Here is a 17,181-nt window from a genome sequence, read left to right on the forward strand (position 1 = left end):
GCTTTCTTCGTATGGATCGTTGGGGAGGAAACGAGCGCGCGCTCGTGGGGGGTACCAACGTGGACTTGGCCGATGCCACCCGCCTCTTTTTTTTGTCTCACTTTTGCGCGTCGATTTGATGTTCCGGACCGACGCGAGAACTTAAGATAAGCTCGCACCATGTCGCAGGGCGACAAACCCGCATCAATTCCTCCTGAGTCTGGGACTCTACTCGCGCAGCGGTACGAGGTAATTCGCGAACTCGGTCGCGGCGGGATGGGGGTCGTCTACCTCTGTCGCGATCTCGTGAGCGGAGAACGCGTCGCGCTCAAACGGCTTCGCACGCCGGATGAAGCCAAAGGGCAAACACGCCCCGAGGAGACCTGGTGGTTCCACCAGGAAGCGCGCGCCGTCGCCGCACTCGAGCACCCCACGCTCGTGCGCGCGCGCGACTTCGGCACCTTGGCCGACGGCTCGCCGTACCTCGTGATGGAGGCACTGCCCGGTCGCAGCGTCCACGAGTGGATGCACACGACCACGCTGCCGTGGCCGGTCATCTGGGCGCTGGTCGATCAGGTTCTCGCGGGGCTCGCGCACGCGCACGCACGCGGCGTCATCCACGGCGATTTGAAGCCGTCCAACGTGATGCTCGATCTTGCGACCTCGGGTCGCGGACCGCGCGCGTACATCTTGGACTTGGGGCTCGCGTGGCTGCGTCAGCAGCGCCACGATCCGCGCCTCGATGGTGCTCCGCAGCCCGAGCTGGCCACGCACGCGGGCGCAGGCACCGTGGGCTGGGTTGCACCGGAGCAGATTCGCAAAGCGGCCACGTTGGTGGGGCCGCCGACGGATCTCTACGCGCTCGGATGCATCCTGTACCGCATCCTCGTCGGCAAAGAAGTCTTCGAGGGCACCGCTCAAGAAGTGTTGCGCGCGCACAAGCGCACGCCGGTGCCGCCGCTCACGCTCGCCGCGGGCGTGCCCTCGGGCGTGAGCCCGTACGTGCAAAAGCTCCTCGCGAAGCGCCCGTGGCACCGCTACGAGTACGCGGCGGATGCGCGCCGCGCGTGGGCCCGCTTCAAGCCGAACGAATCGGCCACGTTGGAAGAAGTGGTGGCCGCAGGGCCTGCTCCGCCGGTGGCACCTTCGTCGCGTCCTGCGCTGGGGCGCGCGGTGGCGGCGGCTCGTTCGCTGGCGCCCGGCCTTCTCGGCTTGCGTCCGTCGCCGCTGGTTGCGCGCGAAGACGAGCGGCGTCTGCTTTGGGATCTCGTCGAGCAAATGGCCGCCCCGCAGGGCCCGACGCGAGCCCTCGTGGCGTTGCTCGGTGAAGCCGGCGTCGGCAAGAGCCGCCTGGCCTCGTGGCTCTGCGAAACGGTGCACGAGCACGGCATGATGGTGCCGCTGCGTGCGCGTTACGGCCGCATTCCCACGCCGCTCGACGGTGTCACGGGCGCGGTGAACGCGCACTTCGGCCTGGAAGGGGCCGATCGCGCGTTGGTGGAGCAGACGCTCATCAATCGATGGGAGGTCGCCGCCGACAACGACGAAGAGCTCACCTGGGTCGCGGCCACCGCCGAGTGGCTTCGCCCCACGCCGCCGGGCACGGTCACGCCGCTCGGCCCCTCGGGCAAGCGCTTCGTGCTGGATACGCCCGAGTTGCGCTGGGTGGTGATCCGCAAAGTGTTCGAACGCATCGGGCGCGATCGCCCGATCCTCCTCTGGTCGGACGACCTGCACCAGGCCTCGCCCAACACGTTCGAGGTGCTGCGGCGCATGCACCAGTCCATCGGGCGCCCCGGCGGTCGCGAGGTGAAGCTGATGGCCATCGCCACCGCGCGAAGCGAAACGCTCGCGAGCGATCTCGATGCGGCCCTTCGCATGGAGTCCGCGCGCGCGGAGTGGAATGGGCGGGTCATCGAATTGAAGCCGCTGGCCAGCGACGAGACCGACGCGCTGCTTCGCTCCACCTTGCCGCTGGACGACTCCGCGGTGGAACGGGCGCGCCAACAGAGCCGCGGCAACCCGCTGTTCGCGCTGCAGTTGCTTCATGCGTGGGCGGGTGGCGGCTACCTCAAATTGGAGAAGGGCAAGTACCGCGTGCCGGACAGCGCGCTGCTTGGCCGCGCCATCACGACGGCGGAGCTGTGGGACGAGCGCCTGCGCGCCGTGCCGACGGAGTTGCGCCTTTCGGCCTACGCCGCCGCGGCGCTGGGCGAGGACATCCGGGGCGAGGTGTTGAAGACGCTGGTCGCATCGCTGGGCATGGATCCGCGCGATGCCTTGGTGGGCCTCACGCGCGCGCAGATCCTGCTGGCGTCGGGCAACGACCAATTCCGCTGGCCCCATGCTTTGTTGCTCGAGCACCTTTTGGTGCGCCTGCACGAGCGCAAGGATGCGCCGGCCATCTTCCGCTTGGCCGCGAACGCGCTGGCGAAGCATCCTGCCGTGGGATCGCGCCGCATCATGAAGCACCGCGTGGCGAACTTGCTCAAGGCGGGCGACGACGACGTCGCGGCCAACTTGATGTTCAAGTTCATCCAGGGGTCGTGGCGCCGCGGCCGCGACACGGCGGCGACGTTGCGCGATCTCGAGCTGCTCGCGGGCCACGTGAGCGGGGCCACGGCCGCCGAGTATGCCTACTGGCGCGCCGAGGCATTGCGGCACACGGGCAAGCTGGACGAGGCGCGCGAGCAAGCCGAAGCCGCGCGCAAAGCCTTTGCCGAGGCGGGGGATCTCGGTCGCGAGGCGCACACCTTGCGGCTGCTCGGGCACATCGCTTCGGACTTGGGGCACCCGGCGCACGGGCGGCTGCAGGTCGTGCAGGCGCTCTCGCACTTCGAGAAAGAAGGGGACGAGGCAGGGTACGCGCAGGCGCAGGTCGTTCTCGGCGAGATCGACTACCTGCTCGGCGAGCACGCCCGCGCACGCGATGTGCTCAATCAAGCGAGCGTGCGCTGCAGCGCCGTGGGCGACGCCCTCGGCCGCGCGCAGTGCCTGATTCTCATGGCCATGATCTCCACGGCCGTGGGCGGCTACGATCTTTCGCGCGAGCTCCTCATCGAGGCGCGCGCCGAGTTCGACGCCATGGGCTATCGCCTCGGCCTGGCCCAGTGCGACGTGGTCCTCGGCCATGCCGATCACCGCGCCTTCGACTTCGAGCGGGCCCGCACCCGCGCGCTCTCCGCACGCTCGTCGTTCCGCGAGCTGCAAAACCCGCGCGGCGAGGCGGCGTGCGAGCGCCTGCTCGCCATGATTGCCATCGACACCGAGGACTACAACGCGGCGGCGTCCCACGCGAAGGTCGCCGGTCGCCTCTATGACACGCTCAAGGATCCCTGGGGCGAGGTGGAGGCCAAGCTGCTGCTCGCGCAGGTTGCCCTGGCGCGCGGCGATGCCGGCGACAAGGGCGCGCCTGCGCTCTTGGCGGCGTGCGATGCCATCGTGCTCGACGAGGCGGAGCCGCGGCAGCACCGCCACCTGACGCGCGCATGGCTCTTCCAAAAGGAGGCCCGCTGGGAAGAGGCCGCTCAAGAGCTGGAGCTGGCCCGCACCGCCTATGGCGAGCGCACCCGCACCGGCGACCACGCGCCGCAGCTTCTGGCGCGCTTCGCCCGCCTCAAATGGGAAGAACCGGCCCGCACCACGGTGGACACCTGGCTCGATTCCATGACCCGCGAAAGCCGCTTGGGCTCCGAATCGGCGACGTGGTCGACCTGGGCCCGGTAGCAGTGCTATAGGGCAGCGCCATGTCTACCCCGCAAGATTCTCCCCGTCGTAGGAAGCAGAAGGCCCGTCGTACGAAGCAGCTCGCCGAGTGGCGCGCCAAGAAGGCCGCCCAGGCCCCCGCCGAGAAGCCCGCTTCCTGATTTTCCGCCCGTACACGTTCCCGTTCCCGTACCCGTTCCCGAACTCTTCCGCCGAGAAGGGGAGATCGTGTACGGGAACGGGAACGGGAACGTGTACGGGAAGAGAGCTAGGTTGTCGTCCTCGAGCTCCACTGCTCCACTTTTTCGAGCAGCGTGTCGAGCGCGAGCGGCTTGTAGATGAACGCCTTCGCGTTCAACGCAGCGCTCTGCTCCTTGGCCTGGCCCGAGGCCGTGACGATGACGACGGGAATGTTGGCCAGCCGCGGATCCTGCCGCTGGCGGTTGCAAAATTCCACTCCGTCCATCACGGGCATCATTAGATCGAGCAGAATCAGATTGGGCGCCCGGTGTTCGCGCAAATAGTCGAGGGCTTCTCGCCCATTCGAAGCGCACGCAACCGTGTAGCCTTCATCCTCGAGGATCATGCTGATCGTCTCGCGGATGTCGACGTCGTCGTCCACGACCAGAACCGCTGCGCCCAACTCTAAGCAAGGAGCCGCTGGATCGCTCATGCGCGCCTTACTTTACAGTGAAGCGATTCGGGGAAGAGTCGTCTATTTGCATGCGGTACGGCTGGGTACGGCCCCCGGTCCTGCTCGGCGTGCTGTAATGTGGGCGTCTTCACGTCCGTCTAGAGGAGAACCATGAAAAACGCCAAACGTCGTCCCTGGCTCACGCCCGTTCTCGTTGTGCTCTGTCTTGTCGCGCTCGTCGCAAATGCATTTGCCCTCGAGCGTCTGCCGAACGGCTACTACCACACGGGCGATGGCGTTCGGCAGAAGAAGATCCTGTTCGCCAGCGTCGATGTCTATGCCATCGGCCACGAGATGAAGGAGCTGCCGCCGGCGAAGTCGAAGCAGGCCGTCATCGATGCGGACATCAGCAAACGGTTCATCTGGAAGATGAAGCGTGATGTCGACAGCGAGAAAATTCAGAATGCGCTGTCCGAGGCGTACGCCATGAACGGCTACACCGACAAAGCCAAGATCGGAAAATTCCTCGCCGTCTTCAGCAAAGAGCTGAAGGAAAATCAGATTGTCACCATCACCTACGACGCCGACAAGAAGACCACCACGCTGCAAGTGCAAGGTGGCGCCAGCGCCACGGCCGATGGCGTCGATTTCATGAAGGCAACTTGGCGTATCTGGTTCGGCAAGATCGACCAGCCGTCCCTCGGCGATGCCCTGATCAGCCGTCTTCCCTGAAGGATAGGGTAGGGGTTGGGGTTTGGCGTTTAGGAAGAGACGGCAGCCCCGATGTCGGTGGTGCGCGCTCGCGCTGCGACCCCTGACCCCTAATCCCTAACACCTAACCCCTCGGACGAGAGACAAACGCCCGTCGCTAGAGTTAGCATCATGGAGTTCGCACCCCGCGCGCTCCGGAGGTCTCTCTTGGACAAGCCCACGACGAAAAATGATCTCAACGCCGCCGTTCCGAAATTCTGTCTTGCGGTGGAAGAACATCGCCGAACGCCCGAGGGGCGAGTCCGTACGAGCCAGGAGTTTCTGAATCACTTTTTCCCGTACGACGACGCGAAAGCCAAGGATCAGCTCTTTCGCTACATCCCCAACGATGTGCGCGGACCGATCCTCGCGCACTGGGGCATCCGCGGCCTGAAAGCCGCCGTGCGTGACACCGACGACAAGGTCGAAGCGGTGGTGCACGACGCACTGGTTGCAGGCGACGTCGATCATGCGGCCTTCGAATTGGGCCTTCCGCCCGACGTGGTCGTGCGCTGGGTGCCGCTTTCGTCGTGGTGGACGTTCTGGCGTGGCGGCAAGCTGTCGAAAAAGGCCATCCACAAGGCCCTCGAGGAGGCGTACGACCTCGGGCTGTTCGATGCGCGATGGTTTCTCGACACCGTCGAGGGCCGCGGCGGCAAGCTTCGCGGGACCGACGTCATCGCCGAAGGCCTCACCAAGGCGGATTTGACCGAGTGGATCAAGAAGATCCACCAATCGGGCGACGGCTCGCCGCGGGGCATTTTGGCGGCGGTAGGCTGGGACAAGCTCGTGTCGCAGACGCCGAATGACGTGCTCATTGGCGCGCTCGATGCCCTCGCCCTCAAGGTCGGCCTGGTGCAGATCGCCGAGTCGGAAATCGAGAAAAGCCTCTCGGGTCTCTCGCTGGAGCCCTTGAGTGGCGGCGGCGGCGTGGATGGCGAGGCGAAGACCTCGACCACGGGCCGCGTGCCTCGCGAGACCGACGCTCCCGAGGTTTCCGTGGGCGAGACCGAGGTGGCCGCGCTCAACGACGACGGGATGGTCGTCATCATCGACGACGATCCCGCATCGGACGAAGAGCCATCGGCCCCTGGCATCTCGGCGCCCGCAGGAACATTGGCCTCGGGCGGCGCCCTTTCGAGCCCTCCGTTGCCCAGCATCGGCAACCCCTTCGGCAAAGAAGTGCGAAAGCTGAACGAGGAAGAGGAAGATCAAACCGCCGTCTTCACGATGGTGGAGAAATCGCCTCCCACCAGCAGCCGCGGAGGCGGCGGTTTCCGGCGATAGATCCCCGGGTTCCCGAGAAGAGGATTGAACAGGGAGGCGGGGAGGCGGGGAGATTTTCAGGGTTTCCAGTCGCTCAATGAGCCGATCGGAAACCTAGAAACTCCCCGTCTCCCCGTCTCCCTGTGAGTCTTCGGGAGCCGCAAATTGGGCCCGCTACGGACGCAGGAGGTAATGTGCGTCCGTGGAGGTCCAAAGCATGGACGGTCTCTTGGTGCCGGTGCGTGAGCGGAAGACTCCGAGGCATGCAGTGCGGCTCGAGTGCCAGGTGGTGCGTGAGCGCGATTTCAAGCTGCTGAGCGAGCAGGCGGTGGACCTGTCCGCCGAGGGCATGCTGGTGCTGACCGATGAAACCGTGCTGACGGGCGAAGAGGTGCTCGTCAGCTTCCGCGTGCCGACGTTGCGCGCGTGGTTCGATGCCGAGGCTACCGTGGCGCGCGTGGTTCATGGCCGCAGGCCGAGCGATCGCGGACGCGGTTTGGGGCTCCAGTTCTCGCGCTTGGGACGCGTCAGCGCGAGCTACGTCAAGGCTGGGTTGTACCGCTATCCACCGACCTTGCCGGGTCGCGAGCCGCGCATCGATTATGCGGAATCGGTCGCGCGCATCATGATGGGGACGGCCTAATGCGTCCCGCCATGCCGATGGTGCTGCTCCAGCAACGTTCCGTCATGCGGCACGCTGTGGAAGTGTCGTGTCAGATCGTGCGCGAGCAAGATATGAAATTGATCGGCCGCCGGTCGCTCGACCTATCGACCGAAGGTTTGCTCATGCCGTCCGAGGCCGAAGTGAACATCGGCGATGAGCTCATGGTGTCCTTTCGCGCGACCGACTTCGGGCTTCTCTTTGCGACGTCGGGCCGTGTGGCGCGCATTCTCGAGGGCCGCCGTGCGAACGATCGCGGGCGATGCATCGGGGTGTCGTTTCGACTCGGTGCGATTGCACGCCACATTCTGCGTGGTGGCCTGCGTCGCGTACCGCCGCCGTTGCCGCGGCGCGCCCGTGAAAAGCGTGTCGACTACGCGAAGACCGTTTACGAGATCGCATACGGCATCGACCGATTCTATTTCGATTCGTGAAAACGAGTTTCCTTGACGGTGATGGGCGCGCGGGGTGAAAACCGCAGGGCGAGCCCACATCGAGAAAGGTGACTCTCATGCATCGAGGACGGCTTCGAATCGTTCCGCTCGTAGCACTGGGCATTTTGTTGGCGGGCGCCGGTTGTTCGTCGGCGGGTGATACCGGTGAACCGAGCGACGAAGGCGCGGTAAGCGCCAATCTGCGCACCAAGAATCTCCCCAATTGGGCCACGGAGGAGGAGCTTGCGATTCAGAGTCGCGTGGCACCTCCGTCGCCCGAGGCCATCGCCAACGAAGTCGACGCAGCTCCTGGCGCCGGCTACCGCGTGCCCGCCGAGTACGAGCCCGTGAGCACCGTGGTCATGACGTGGACCGCGCACACGGACGTGCTTCGCAACATCTCCGTGGCCGCGGCAGGCGCCGGGGCGAACGTGTGGATGGTGGGCGGCCCCTCGTCGATTTCCGGCGTGCCATCGTCGAAATACCGCGCGCTCAATATCGACTACGACAGCATTTGGTCGCGCGATTATGGACCCGTGGGGATCTACGAACCGACGAAGGCCCTGGGCATCGTCGATACGAAGTATCGCCATTACGCCTCGCGCGTCGACGACGACGCGATGTCGTGCAAGATCGCGACGCAGCTGAACGCCCAATGCCACACCACGAGCCTCATCCTCGACGGTGGCAACTACATGACCGACGGCAAGGGCAACGCCTTCCTGAGCAGCCGCGTCTACAATTGGAATTCGTCGCTGTCGCGGGCGCAGGTCGATTCGCTGCTCAAGAGCTACCTCGGTGCGACCACGATCCACATTTTGGATTACGCCGCGACCTCCGGCGGCGCACCGGCCGATGGCACGGGCCACATCGACATGTTCGCGAAGCTGGTCGGCGATTGTAAGGTCGTCGTAGCGCAGAGCACCAACGAGCCGTACAAGTCCGCCACCGACAAGGCCGCGAACTACTTCGCCAACCTATCGTGCGGTTCCGGCCGCTACCAGGTCACCCGCGTCAAAGGCTGGTCCAGCGGCGGAACTTGGTACACGTATACGAACTCGCTCATCGTCAACAAGACGGTGATCATTCCCTTCTACAACTCGAACACCGAGAACCAGGCCGCGGTGCAAGCCTACAAATCCGCGCTGCCCGACTACAACGTCGTCGGGGTCAACAGTGAGGCGACCATCGTGGAGGGCGGCTCGATCCACTGCATCACCAAGGAAATTCCGTCGACGGGCGCCCAGTGAGCGCTCGGTAAAAAGACCGCGCGGGGCGCCGGCCCGATTGATTGTCGTCCGGTTTTCTGGCACGCCGTTGCCGTGCCAAGGGTAGGACTACAGGCAATTTGGAAGGAGCATCGCGCTGCGGCCGTCGTGGTCGCGTTGTCGTTTCTGTATCGGCTGCCGCCGTTGTTGAATGCGGGCGATACGAATTCGGACGCGGCCATCGTCGGCCTGCAGGCGATGCACATCCTGCGGGGGGAGTTTTCCTGGCATCTGTTCGGGAGCACGTACCAGACCTCGGTCGACTCGGCGGTGGCGGCGCTCTGGTTTCTCGTATTGGGGGCAACGCCGTTTGCGCTCATGCTCTCCGCGCTCGTCGGGCATGTGGCGTTGACGTTGCTCTCGTACGCGGTGCTGGCGCGCCACGTCGCGAAAACGGTGGCGGCCGTGTTGGTGCTGGCGCTCGTGTTCTGTTCGGCGCCCGTGCACGGGAACGTGCTCTACCCGCCGCGGCAGGCCGCGCTCACGTTGGTCTTCTTGGCGATGTACTTCGTGGAGAGCATCGATAAGTCGCGGGGGGAGCTTCGGGCCGGGGCAGGGGGCCTGGTGGCGCTGCTCGCGTGCTTTGCGGATCCGTATGCGCTGCTGTTTTTGCCGCTGGTAGGGCTGCATTTGTTGCTGGCCGCGAGGGATCCCTCCAAAGCGCGCTGGTTGAAGCGCATCGGGGCCGGCGTGGCCGGGATGGCCATCGGGGTCGTGCCGTTGATGCTGCTCCTGGCGAGCCCGGAGTCGCGGCACGGTGAGACGAAGATGTCGCTCGATGTGGTGACGCACAATTGGGCGGTGTTGCGCGAGGCGTGTCTGCCGTGGGTGCTCGGCACCAAGGTGTATGCGCCGCTGCACGAGATGGACTACGTGCCTTGGGCCGCGCCGCCGGCCATTGCGGCGATTCAATGGCTGGGGCTCGCCTCGCTCGTGGGGATGCTTCTCGGGTCGGCGTTCGTCGTGGTGGCGCCGGGAACCCCGTGGGGCGTGCGGCGCATCGGGGCCGTGGGGCTCCTCTCGGTGCCGCTCACCGTGAGCGCGTTTCTGGTCTCGCCCATGGTCATGGACCAGTTTTCGGCGCGCTACCTCGTGGCCATGTTGCTCTTCTTGCCCTGGGCCTTCGCGCCCTTGGCGCATCGCGCGACGGGGTGGCGTTTTGCGATGTACGCCGCGCCGTATCTGGCCTCGGCCGCCATTGGCGGGTGGGTAGCCTACGCGCCCGCCGTTTCGGGCCTGGCGGTTCGCACGGGCCTCTCGAATGACGATGAAGCCATGGGCGCCAAGCTGCGCGCCCTCGGCGTGCACGTGGCCATGGCCGACTATTGGGTCGCGTACCGCGAGACGTTTCTCTTTCGCGAGAGCCCCATCGTGGTGCCGTCGCACCTCGCGCAGGATCGCTACCGTCCCTATCGGGACATCTTCGCGCGCGAGCGGGAGTACGCCTACCTGATCGACCGGTGGCGCTCCGAGGAGCCGGAGGCCACGGTGGCGGAGCGGCTATCGCTCTCTGGAGCCCGCTACGACCGCATCGAGGTGGGAGATCTCGTCGCCTTCGTCGTACACGCACCCCCTGACAAAACACCGGGGCTGGCCTCGCGTTAGGCTGGGGCGGGGTGGCGCCCAGGTAATTCCGTTCACGACGTTTGACAGCGTTGTCGTAAGGCCCGTACCTTGAGGACCCATGGGTCGGGCGGAAAAAGTGGCAAAGCTCGAGGCATTGCTCGAGCGCGTACAGCAGCGCGCATCGCTCCCGCGTGCGCATGAATCGGGGCAGGTGACGACGCGGAGGCGCGCGCCGGTGGTGGAGCTTGCGCCCCAGCGGAGCTCCTCGGGTATTACGGCGAGCACCCTGCCAACGCGCCCTGCGCCCGCGATCGTCCCGAGCGTTCCCGCCTCCTCGTCACGTCGCACGCCGATTGCTTCGCCGGTCGCGCCGCCGGTCTCGCCCCGCGCGTTTCCCACGGCGACGGTCCCCGATGTCGTCGAGCCGCTGGCTGCCGCCACGGCCACCATTCCCGAGCCGCCGCCAGTGAACACGGTGGGCGCAACCGCAGCCCTGCCGAGCTTCGGTGTGCCGCGCGAGGCGTTCCCGACGCCCGCGGCCACGGTCATTGCGCCGCAAGCCGCCTCGGAAAAGCCGATGCTTCGCGTGAGCCCGGAGATGACCGCGCCGGTTTCGGCGGAGGAAGTCGCCGCGGCCGCTGCGCGCATGAACAAGGTTCCGACCTTCCCCGACGCGTTCCCCATCGACGCACGCCAGGCCGCGAACCTCGCGGCAAGCGCCACGAGTGCGGCGGTGGCCAAGTCGACGTCGAATGTCTCGGCCGAGGAGTCGGTGGAGGTCGAGGCGGTGTTCCCGCAGTCGGGGCCCAAGTTCGAGCCCCAGTTCGACCTCGCGCCGCCCGCGAAGGACGTCTACACGGAGGACGGTGAGGAGCCGACCAAACCCCTCATGCATCCGCCGCGCACCGCACCGCCGAAGGCCGCGCAGCAACTCTCCGAGCCCGTGACGGCGCCCGTACCGGCGACGGACGTGGCCAAGCCGCGCCCCGCGACCATCCCCTTCGATGCGTACCCCGCTTCCCGTGCGGACGTGCCGCCGCTTTCCGATCCGGCGAGCCCGCGCGCCATGGTCGTGCCGCGCGAGGTGGAGAACCAGCCCGCCTTCCTGAGCAACCTGCGCCAGACCAAAGAGGGTGGCGGCGGCGGCGTCCTCAAGTGGGTCGTGCTCCTCGTCGTTCTCGTGGCCGCCGCCTACGGTGCGTATGCCCTCGGCTTCTTGAAGCCTCTCCTGGGAGAGGCTCCGCCGAAGTAGCTTTAGAGCTCCACCGAGTAGACCAAGCTGGCCTTGGGCTCGCGCAGCACGCGCGCGATGATCAGATCGATGGGAACGACCTTCCCATCGACGTACTTCTTGGTCAGCGCCAGCGCTGCGTCCTTGTTGCCCGTGGCTTTGATGCTGCCCACCGTTTTCGCCATCTTCTCGATCGCGGGGACCATCTTTTCCGGATGGACCGTGAAGGCGCCTTGGTCCTTCCCATTCGCGGCGCGCCCGTTCGGATCGAAGGTGACCGCGCCCTCGTCCATGAGGATGCCGAGCTGGATGGCCGCCAGCTGACTGTACGGCTTGCGCTCCCCCGTGGAGGTGTACATGCCGCGCGAGATTTGGCCGAAGGTCCAGCCGAGGGTGCTCACGTACGTGTGCATCGCCACGTCCGGGGAGATGATGTTCTTCTTCTTCAGGAAGTCCGTGAAGTAGAGCGCACCCGTCTGCGCCTTGAGCTCTTCCATCATGGAGGCGATGCTGCCGCCGAAGGACTGCGGGCCCGTCTTGCCCTTGTAGACGTAGTCGGCGTGCGGCCCGAGGTTGTGCGTGGCCTCGTGCAAAATCGTCGAGAGCAGGCTCGCTTTGGGGTCGTCGTCGTACAGCGCCATCGTCTCCTTGGTGAGCAGCGACTCGGACGCGCGGCGGCGGAAGCGCAGGCTGTCCGGATCGGCGAACAGATTGCTCATCACCATCGTGCGGCCTCGGCCTTCGTTCGCCACCGGGCCCCAGTTGGGCAGGCTCTGGCCGGCGGTCCCGCCGATGGGCTGCCGATCGTCGCCCGCGTTGATGATGATGTCGATGAAGTCCGGCAGATGGAACGTGACCTTGCGCGCCTTGTACGGGGCCCCGATGCGCGCAGCGAGGTTCTGCTCCATCTCTTGCTGCACCGGCGTGAGCTTGTCCTGCCAGATCAGCGAGTCGCGGTTGATGAGCGCGAACGCGACATGGAAGCCCGCCTTGTGCGAACACGGCTCCCAGTACGTCTCGTCGGGCGCGATGCGCAGGTAAAACTTCGAATTTTGCGCATTCATCTTGGACCACGCCTCGTCCGCCGGGAGCCAATTGTCGTCCGTGAACGCCTGCGCGGCGGCGGTGACGTACGTCTTGAGCGCCGACTCTTTCGGATCGGTCAACGCACCGGCGGCGGCGCGAAGCTCATTTGCAATCGCCGAGGTCAGCTCTTTGTACGCTTGCCCGTAAGGCACGGGCTCGAGCTTTCCACCGATCTCGCGCACCGCGCTGAACGGCTCGAGCAGCTTCTTCGCGTTGGGCGCCTTCTCGATGGTTTCGCAGAACTTGGCCTGGGCCTGCAACGGACGCGGGTACACGTCGACGGGCACCTTGGTTATGCCCGGAAGCGGCGTGCACGCCGGGTTTTTCTCCGTCTTGGCGCCCGCACATCGGGGCCCGCGGTTGCGGAAGAAGAGCGCCGCGCTCGCCGGATCGTCCGCGGGCAGGTTCTTCTCCAAGCCGAGCACACCCTTCTGCGTCAGGTACAGCGTATCGACGAGATCGGCCGCGGCGAAGATGTGCTTCACGAACGACTTTTCGTCGGCCGACAGGGTGGTGAGATCGGTGCGCACCAAGGTGGGGAAGCCTTGATCCAGATCTTGCGCAACGAGCTTGCGACGTTCTCCCTCCGCCGGCGCAAGGTCTGCCTTCGGGGCGGGCTCGCCTTGAAGGACCTTGGAGAACGCATCCTCGAAGGCGGGTGTGAACTTGCCATTCTCGACCCAGCGAGGCACGTTGCGTGTGCCGTTACCGCCATAAAATAAGAGCGATACCACTTCATCGGGATCGACGGTCTTGTTGCCGTTCTTGTCCGCGACCCAATAGAGAGGCAGGTTGTGGTGCAACGCCCGCCGATTCACCTCGTCACGCTCGAGTGCGGCGTAGTCGATGGCCGGCTTCGGTGGCGGGGATGGCGCGGTTGCGACGGGCGCAGGGGGAGCCGGTGTGGCCGGCGGGGGCGTGACGCCCGTTTCTTCACCGCCTCCGCAGGCGGATGCGAACATGGCGACGACACAAAGAGAGACACGTGACAAATTCATGCGCGGCGACATTGCCGCCGACGTAAGCAGGCGACAAGCATCATTTTGGGATTCCTATTGACTCGGCATGCTCGTTGGAGCACCTAGCAGGAACAACGAACTTGGACGAAAATCACATCGGCCAACCCGGCCAGCCTGACCAGGCGAATCAGCCGCCCAACCAGCCGCCTAGCCTGCCAAGTGTGCCAAGATTAAGCCAGCGTGCGAGCGGCGTTCTTCTACACCCGACGAGCCTCCCGGGGCCGTACGGCGTGGGCGATCTCGGTGCCGCAGCGCGGCACTTCATCGACTTCCTCGCCGCGGCCCAGCAGCGATGGTGGCAGATGCTGCCCATCGGCCCGGTGGGTTATGGCAACTCGCCGTACAGCGCGCTGTCGGCGTTCGCGGGCAATCCGTTGCTCATCTGCCTCGACCGGCTTGCGGAGGAGGGGCTCCTATCGCGCAGTGCGCTGGGCGGTCCGACGGACCTTCCCCACGAGCGCGTCGATTACGAGCGCGCCGCCCGTTACCGCATGGAGCATTTGCGCACTGCGTTTGCCGCGTTTCGCGCAAACGCGGAGGGCCCGGAGCGGCGAAGCTACGAAGCGTTCTGCGCGCGCGAACGGCACTGGCTCGACGACTTCACCCTGTACGCGGCCATCAAATCCGCACACCGCGAAACGGCATGGGCCGTATGGCCGGAGGGCCTGCGCCTGCGCGATCCCGCGGCACTCGAGGGCGCCCGGCGCGAGCTCGATGAGAATGTCGAGTTCCACCGATTTTTGCAGTACCAATTCAACAAAGAATGGGAGCAGCTTCGGGCCTACGCGCACGGGCGCGGTGTCGGCCTGATTGGCGATTTGCCCATCTTCGTTTCGCACGACAGTGCGGATGTTTGGCAAAAGCGCCACCTCTTCTCTTTGGACGAAGGGGGAATGCCCAAGGTCATCTCCGGCGTTCCACCGGACTACTTCAGCGCCACGGGTCAGCGTTGGGGCAATCCGCTGTACTTGTGGCATTCGCGCCGGCGCGAGGTCTACGCGTGGTGGACCGAGCGATTCCGCACCACCCTGGCGCGGTTCGATGCCGTGCGGCTCGATCACTTCATCGGGTTTCAGCGCTATTGGGAAATCCCGGCGCACGAGCCCACTGCCGTGCGCGGCCGCTGGATGAAGGGGCCGGGCGCGCGCTTTTTCAAGTATGTGAAAAAGGGCCTGGGCGTTCGCGGCACCTTGCCGCTCATCGCCGAGGATCTGGGCTGCGTCACCCCGGCCGTTACCGCACTTCGCGAGCGCTTCCGCCTTCCGGGCATCCGCCTTCTGCAATTCGCCTTTGGGACGGATCCGCAGGCGCCCACCTTCCTTCCGCATGCGTATCCGCGGCGCGCCGTCGTGTACACCGGTACGCACGACAACGACACCACGGTGGGCTGGTTCAACGAGGCCGGCGGCGACCAGAGCACGCGCACCACGGAGGACACCGAGAAAGAGCGGCGCGCCGCGCTCGCTTATCTCGGCGCTTCCGACGGGAAAAGCATCCACTGGGACATGATCCGCACGGTGCAAGCCTCCGTGGCCAATACCGCCATCGTGCCCATGCAGGACCTGCTTGGCCTCGGCTCCGAGGCACGAATGAATCGCCCAGGCCTTGCAACGGGCAACTGGGAATGGCGATTCCGCAAGTCCGACCTCACGCACGAGCTCGCCGACCGATTGGGCAGCCTGACGCGCATCTACGGCAGGAACGGTTCCCAGAGCGGAACCTCCGGTGGGCGCAGCCACTAGTTCTGTATTTTCGTTCAAAATTCACACGAGCAATTTTGCTTCGGGAGTCGTGCGCATGAGCGCGAAGATCAAGCCGAGAAACGGCGCCCATCGTCCAGAAGGGGCGGGCGACGCCGATCCATCCGATCAGTTATGGTACAAAGATGCCGTCATTTACGAGGTGCGCACGCGCTCGTTTTACGACAGCAACGGCGACGGCATCGGTGACCTCGCCGGGCTCACGGAAAAACTGGATTACCTCCAGGACCTGGGCGTCACCTGTCTCTGGCTTCTCCCGCTCTGCCCGTCGCCGGGCCGCGACGACGGATACGACATTGCCGATTACATGGATGTGCACCCCGACGTGGGCACCCTGGCGGACTTCCAGAATTTCGTCCAGGAAGCCCACCGTCGCGATCTGAAGATCATCACCGAGCTGGTTCTGAACCACACCTCGGACCAGCACCCGTGGTTCCAGCGGGCCCGCCGAGCGCCGCCCGGCTCCGTGGAGCGCGATTTCTACGTGTGGAGCGAGACGCCGCACCGCTACACGGATGCGCGCATCATCTTCAAAGACTTCGAGCCTTCGAACTGGACGTGGGATCCGGTGGCCAAATCGTATTTTTGGCACCGCTTTTTCGCGCACCAGCCGGACCTCAACTTCGAAAACCCCGCCGTTCACGAAGCGCTCTACGAAGTCGTCGATTTCTGGTTGGGCATGGGCGTCGATGGCGTGCGGCTCGATGCGGTGCCGTACCTGTTCGAGGCCGAGGGCACGAACTGCGAGAACCTGCCGCAGACGCACGATTTCCTGAAGAAGCTGCGCCGTCACATCGATTCGAAGTTCGCTGCGCGCATGATCCTCGCGGAGGCCAACCAGTGGCCCGAGGACGCCGCCCTGTACTTCGGCGATGGCGACGAGTGCCATATGAACTTCCACTTTCCGATCATGCCGCGGTTATTCATGTCGATTCACATGGAGGATCGATTCCCCATCATCGACATTCTCGCGCAGACGCCGCAGCTCCATCCCACGTGCCAGTGGGCCATGTTTTTGCGCAACCACGACGAGCTGACCTTGGAAATGGTCACCGACGAGGAGCGCGATTACATGTATCGCGCCTATGCGCACGACACGGCGATGCGCATCAATTTAGGCATTCGCCGCAGGCTCGCGCCGCTGGTCGGCAACGATCGGCGCAAGATGGAGCTGCTCAATGGGCTGCTCTTTTCCATGCCGGGGACGCCCGTTCTTTATTACGGCGACGAAATCGGCATGGGGGACAACATTTACCTGGGCGATCGCAACGGCGTGCGCACGCCGATGCAGTGGAGCATGGATCGCAATGCAGGCTTCTCGCGGGCCAATCCGCAGAAGCTCATTTTGCCGATCATCATCGATCCGGATTACCACTACGAATCGCTCAACGTCGAAAACCAGCAGAATAACCCCAATTCGCTGCTCTGGTGGACGAAGCGCATCATCGCACTGCGAAAGCGCTTCACGGCGTTCGGGCGCGGCACCATCGACTTTTTGAGCCCCTCCAATCCGCGCGTACTCGCCTTCTTCCGGGAGTACGGCGACGAGACCATCTTGGTGGTGGCCAACCTGTCGCGCTTCGTGCAGTACGTGGAGCTCGATCTGTCGCGCTACCGCGGCATGGTGCCGGTGGAGCTCTTCGGGCGCACGAAGTTCCCGACGGTGGCCGATGGCCCGTACATGCTGAGCCTCGGCGGCTACGCCTTCTATTGGTTCTCGCTCGAGCGCGCCAAGACCGACGTGCACGAAGTGCGCATGTCGCTCTACGAGATCCCGCAGCTCGAGAGCGTGACGCTCGAGGAGATGTTCGAGCGCGAGATC

11 protein-coding genes and 1 pseudogene are annotated in these 17,181 nt (G+C 65.2%); 10 read left to right on the forward strand and 2 right to left on the reverse strand.

Annotation, left to right across the window (positions count from 1 at the left end; translation table 11 throughout):
• Nucleotides 1–255: 255 nt before the first annotated feature.
• Nucleotides 256–3,705, forward strand: a complete 3,450-nt coding sequence (locus tag LZC95_18835) for a protein kinase (GenBank protein ID WXA98866.1) — start codon at nt 256–258, stop codon at nt 3,703–3,705.
• Nucleotides 3,706–3,952: 247 nt separating this feature from the next.
• Here LZC95_18835 and LZC95_18840 read toward each other — a convergent pair whose 3' ends face one another.
• A complete protein-coding gene (locus LZC95_18840) occupies nt 3,953–4,357 on the reverse strand; it encodes a response regulator (protein WXA98867.1) in 405 nt (134 codons plus the stop codon).
• Nucleotides 4,358–4,489: 132 nt separating this feature from the next.
• Between LZC95_18840 and LZC95_18845 the strand changes: the two genes are divergently transcribed.
• The 7 genes from LZC95_18845 to LZC95_18875 all read left to right on the forward strand — a co-directional run bounded on the left by LZC95_18845 (nt 4,490) and on the right by LZC95_18875 (nt 11,515).
• A complete protein-coding gene (locus tag LZC95_18845) occupies nt 4,490–5,050 on the forward strand; it encodes a chalcone isomerase family protein (protein WXA98868.1) in 561 nt (186 codons plus the stop codon).
• Between the two features lie 150 nt (nt 5,051–5,200).
• A complete protein-coding gene (locus LZC95_18850; GenBank protein ID WXA98869.1) occupies nt 5,201–6,355 on the forward strand; it encodes a hypothetical protein in 1,155 nt (384 codons plus the stop codon).
• Nucleotides 6,356–6,551: 196 nt separating this feature from the next.
• On the forward strand, nt 6,552–6,977 hold the full coding sequence (locus LZC95_18855) for a PilZ domain-containing protein (protein ID WXA98870.1): 426 nt from the start codon (nt 6,552–6,554) through the stop codon (nt 6,975–6,977).
• Nucleotides 6,977–7,429 (forward strand): PilZ domain-containing protein, encoded by a 453-nt coding sequence (locus LZC95_18860; GenBank protein WXA98871.1) that lies wholly within the window; start codon nt 6,977–6,979, stop codon nt 7,427–7,429. Before LZC95_18855 ends, LZC95_18860 begins: the two co-directional genes overlap by 1 nt.
• A gap of 77 nt (nt 7,430–7,506) precedes the next feature.
• Nucleotides 7,507–8,679 carry an agmatine deiminase family protein gene (locus LZC95_18865; GenBank protein ID WXA98872.1) on the forward strand — a complete coding sequence of 391 codons (1,173 nt, stop codon included), beginning with the start codon at nt 7,507–7,509 and terminating at the stop codon, nt 8,677–8,679.
• A 126-nt stretch (nt 8,680–8,805) separates the two neighbouring features.
• Entirely contained in the window at nt 8,806–10,302 is a 1,497-nt protein-coding gene (locus LZC95_18870) for a hypothetical protein (GenBank protein WXA98873.1), read from the forward strand.
• Nucleotides 10,303–10,381: 79 nt separating this feature from the next.
• Complete coding sequence (locus tag LZC95_18875; protein WXA98874.1) at nt 10,382–11,515, forward strand: hypothetical protein; 1,134 nt, start codon at nt 10,382–10,384, stop codon at nt 11,513–11,515.
• 2 nt (nt 11,516–11,517) lie between these two features.
• Here the strand turns inward: LZC95_18875 and LZC95_18880 are convergent, their stop codons facing one another.
• Nucleotides 11,518–13,542, reverse strand: coding sequence for a hypothetical protein (locus LZC95_18880; protein WXA98875.1), 2,025 nt, complete (start codon nt 13,540–13,542; stop codon nt 11,518–11,520).
• Nucleotides 13,543–13,679: 137 nt separating this feature from the next.
• Between LZC95_18880 and malQ the strand changes: the two genes are divergently transcribed.
• The gene (gene malQ, locus LZC95_18885; protein WXA98876.1) at nt 13,680–15,341 is read left to right on the forward strand and encodes a 4-alpha-glucanotransferase; all 1,662 of its coding nucleotides are present in this window, start codon (nt 13,680–13,682) and stop codon (nt 15,339–15,341) included.
• A 151-nt stretch (nt 15,342–15,492) separates the two neighbouring features.
• Nucleotides 15,493–17,088 (forward strand): annotated as a pseudogene (gene treS, locus LZC95_18890) (maltose alpha-D-glucosyltransferase).
• The last annotated feature ends 93 nt before the right edge of the window (nt 17,089–17,181 follow it).

It is taken from the genome of Sorangiineae bacterium MSr12523 (assembly GCA_037157775.1).
Classification (GTDB): Bacteria; Myxococcota_A; Polyangia; order Polyangiales; family Polyangiaceae; genus Pendulispora; species Pendulispora brunnea.

Coding starts and splice junctions, on each gene's coding strand:
- LZC95_18835 (WXA98866.1), top strand. CDS start 256: ATGGGGGTCGTCTACCTCTGTCGCGATCTCGTGAGCGGAGAACGCGTC.
- LZC95_18840 (WXA98867.1), bottom strand. CDS start 4,357: ATGAGCGATCCAGCGGCTCCTTGCTTAGAGTTGGGCGCAGCGGTTCTG.
- LZC95_18845 (WXA98868.1), top strand. CDS start 4,490: ATGAAAAACGCCAAACGTCGTCCCTGGCTCACGCCCGTTCTCGTTGTG.
- LZC95_18850 (WXA98869.1), top strand. CDS start 5,201: ATGGAGTTCGCACCCCGCGCGCTCCGGAGGTCTCTCTTGGACAAGCCC.
- LZC95_18855 (WXA98870.1), top strand. CDS start 6,552: ATGGACGGTCTCTTGGTGCCGGTGCGTGAGCGGAAGACTCCGAGGCAT.
- LZC95_18860 (WXA98871.1), top strand. CDS start 6,977: ATGCGTCCCGCCATGCCGATGGTGCTGCTCCAGCAACGTTCCGTCATG.
- LZC95_18865 (WXA98872.1), top strand. CDS start 7,507: ATGCATCGAGGACGGCTTCGAATCGTTCCGCTCGTAGCACTGGGCATT.
- LZC95_18875 (WXA98874.1), top strand. CDS start 10,382: ATGGGTCGGGCGGAAAAAGTGGCAAAGCTCGAGGCATTGCTCGAGCGC.
- LZC95_18880 (WXA98875.1), bottom strand. CDS start 13,542: ATGTTCGCATCCGCCTGCGGAGGCGGTGAAGAAACGGGCGTCACGCCC.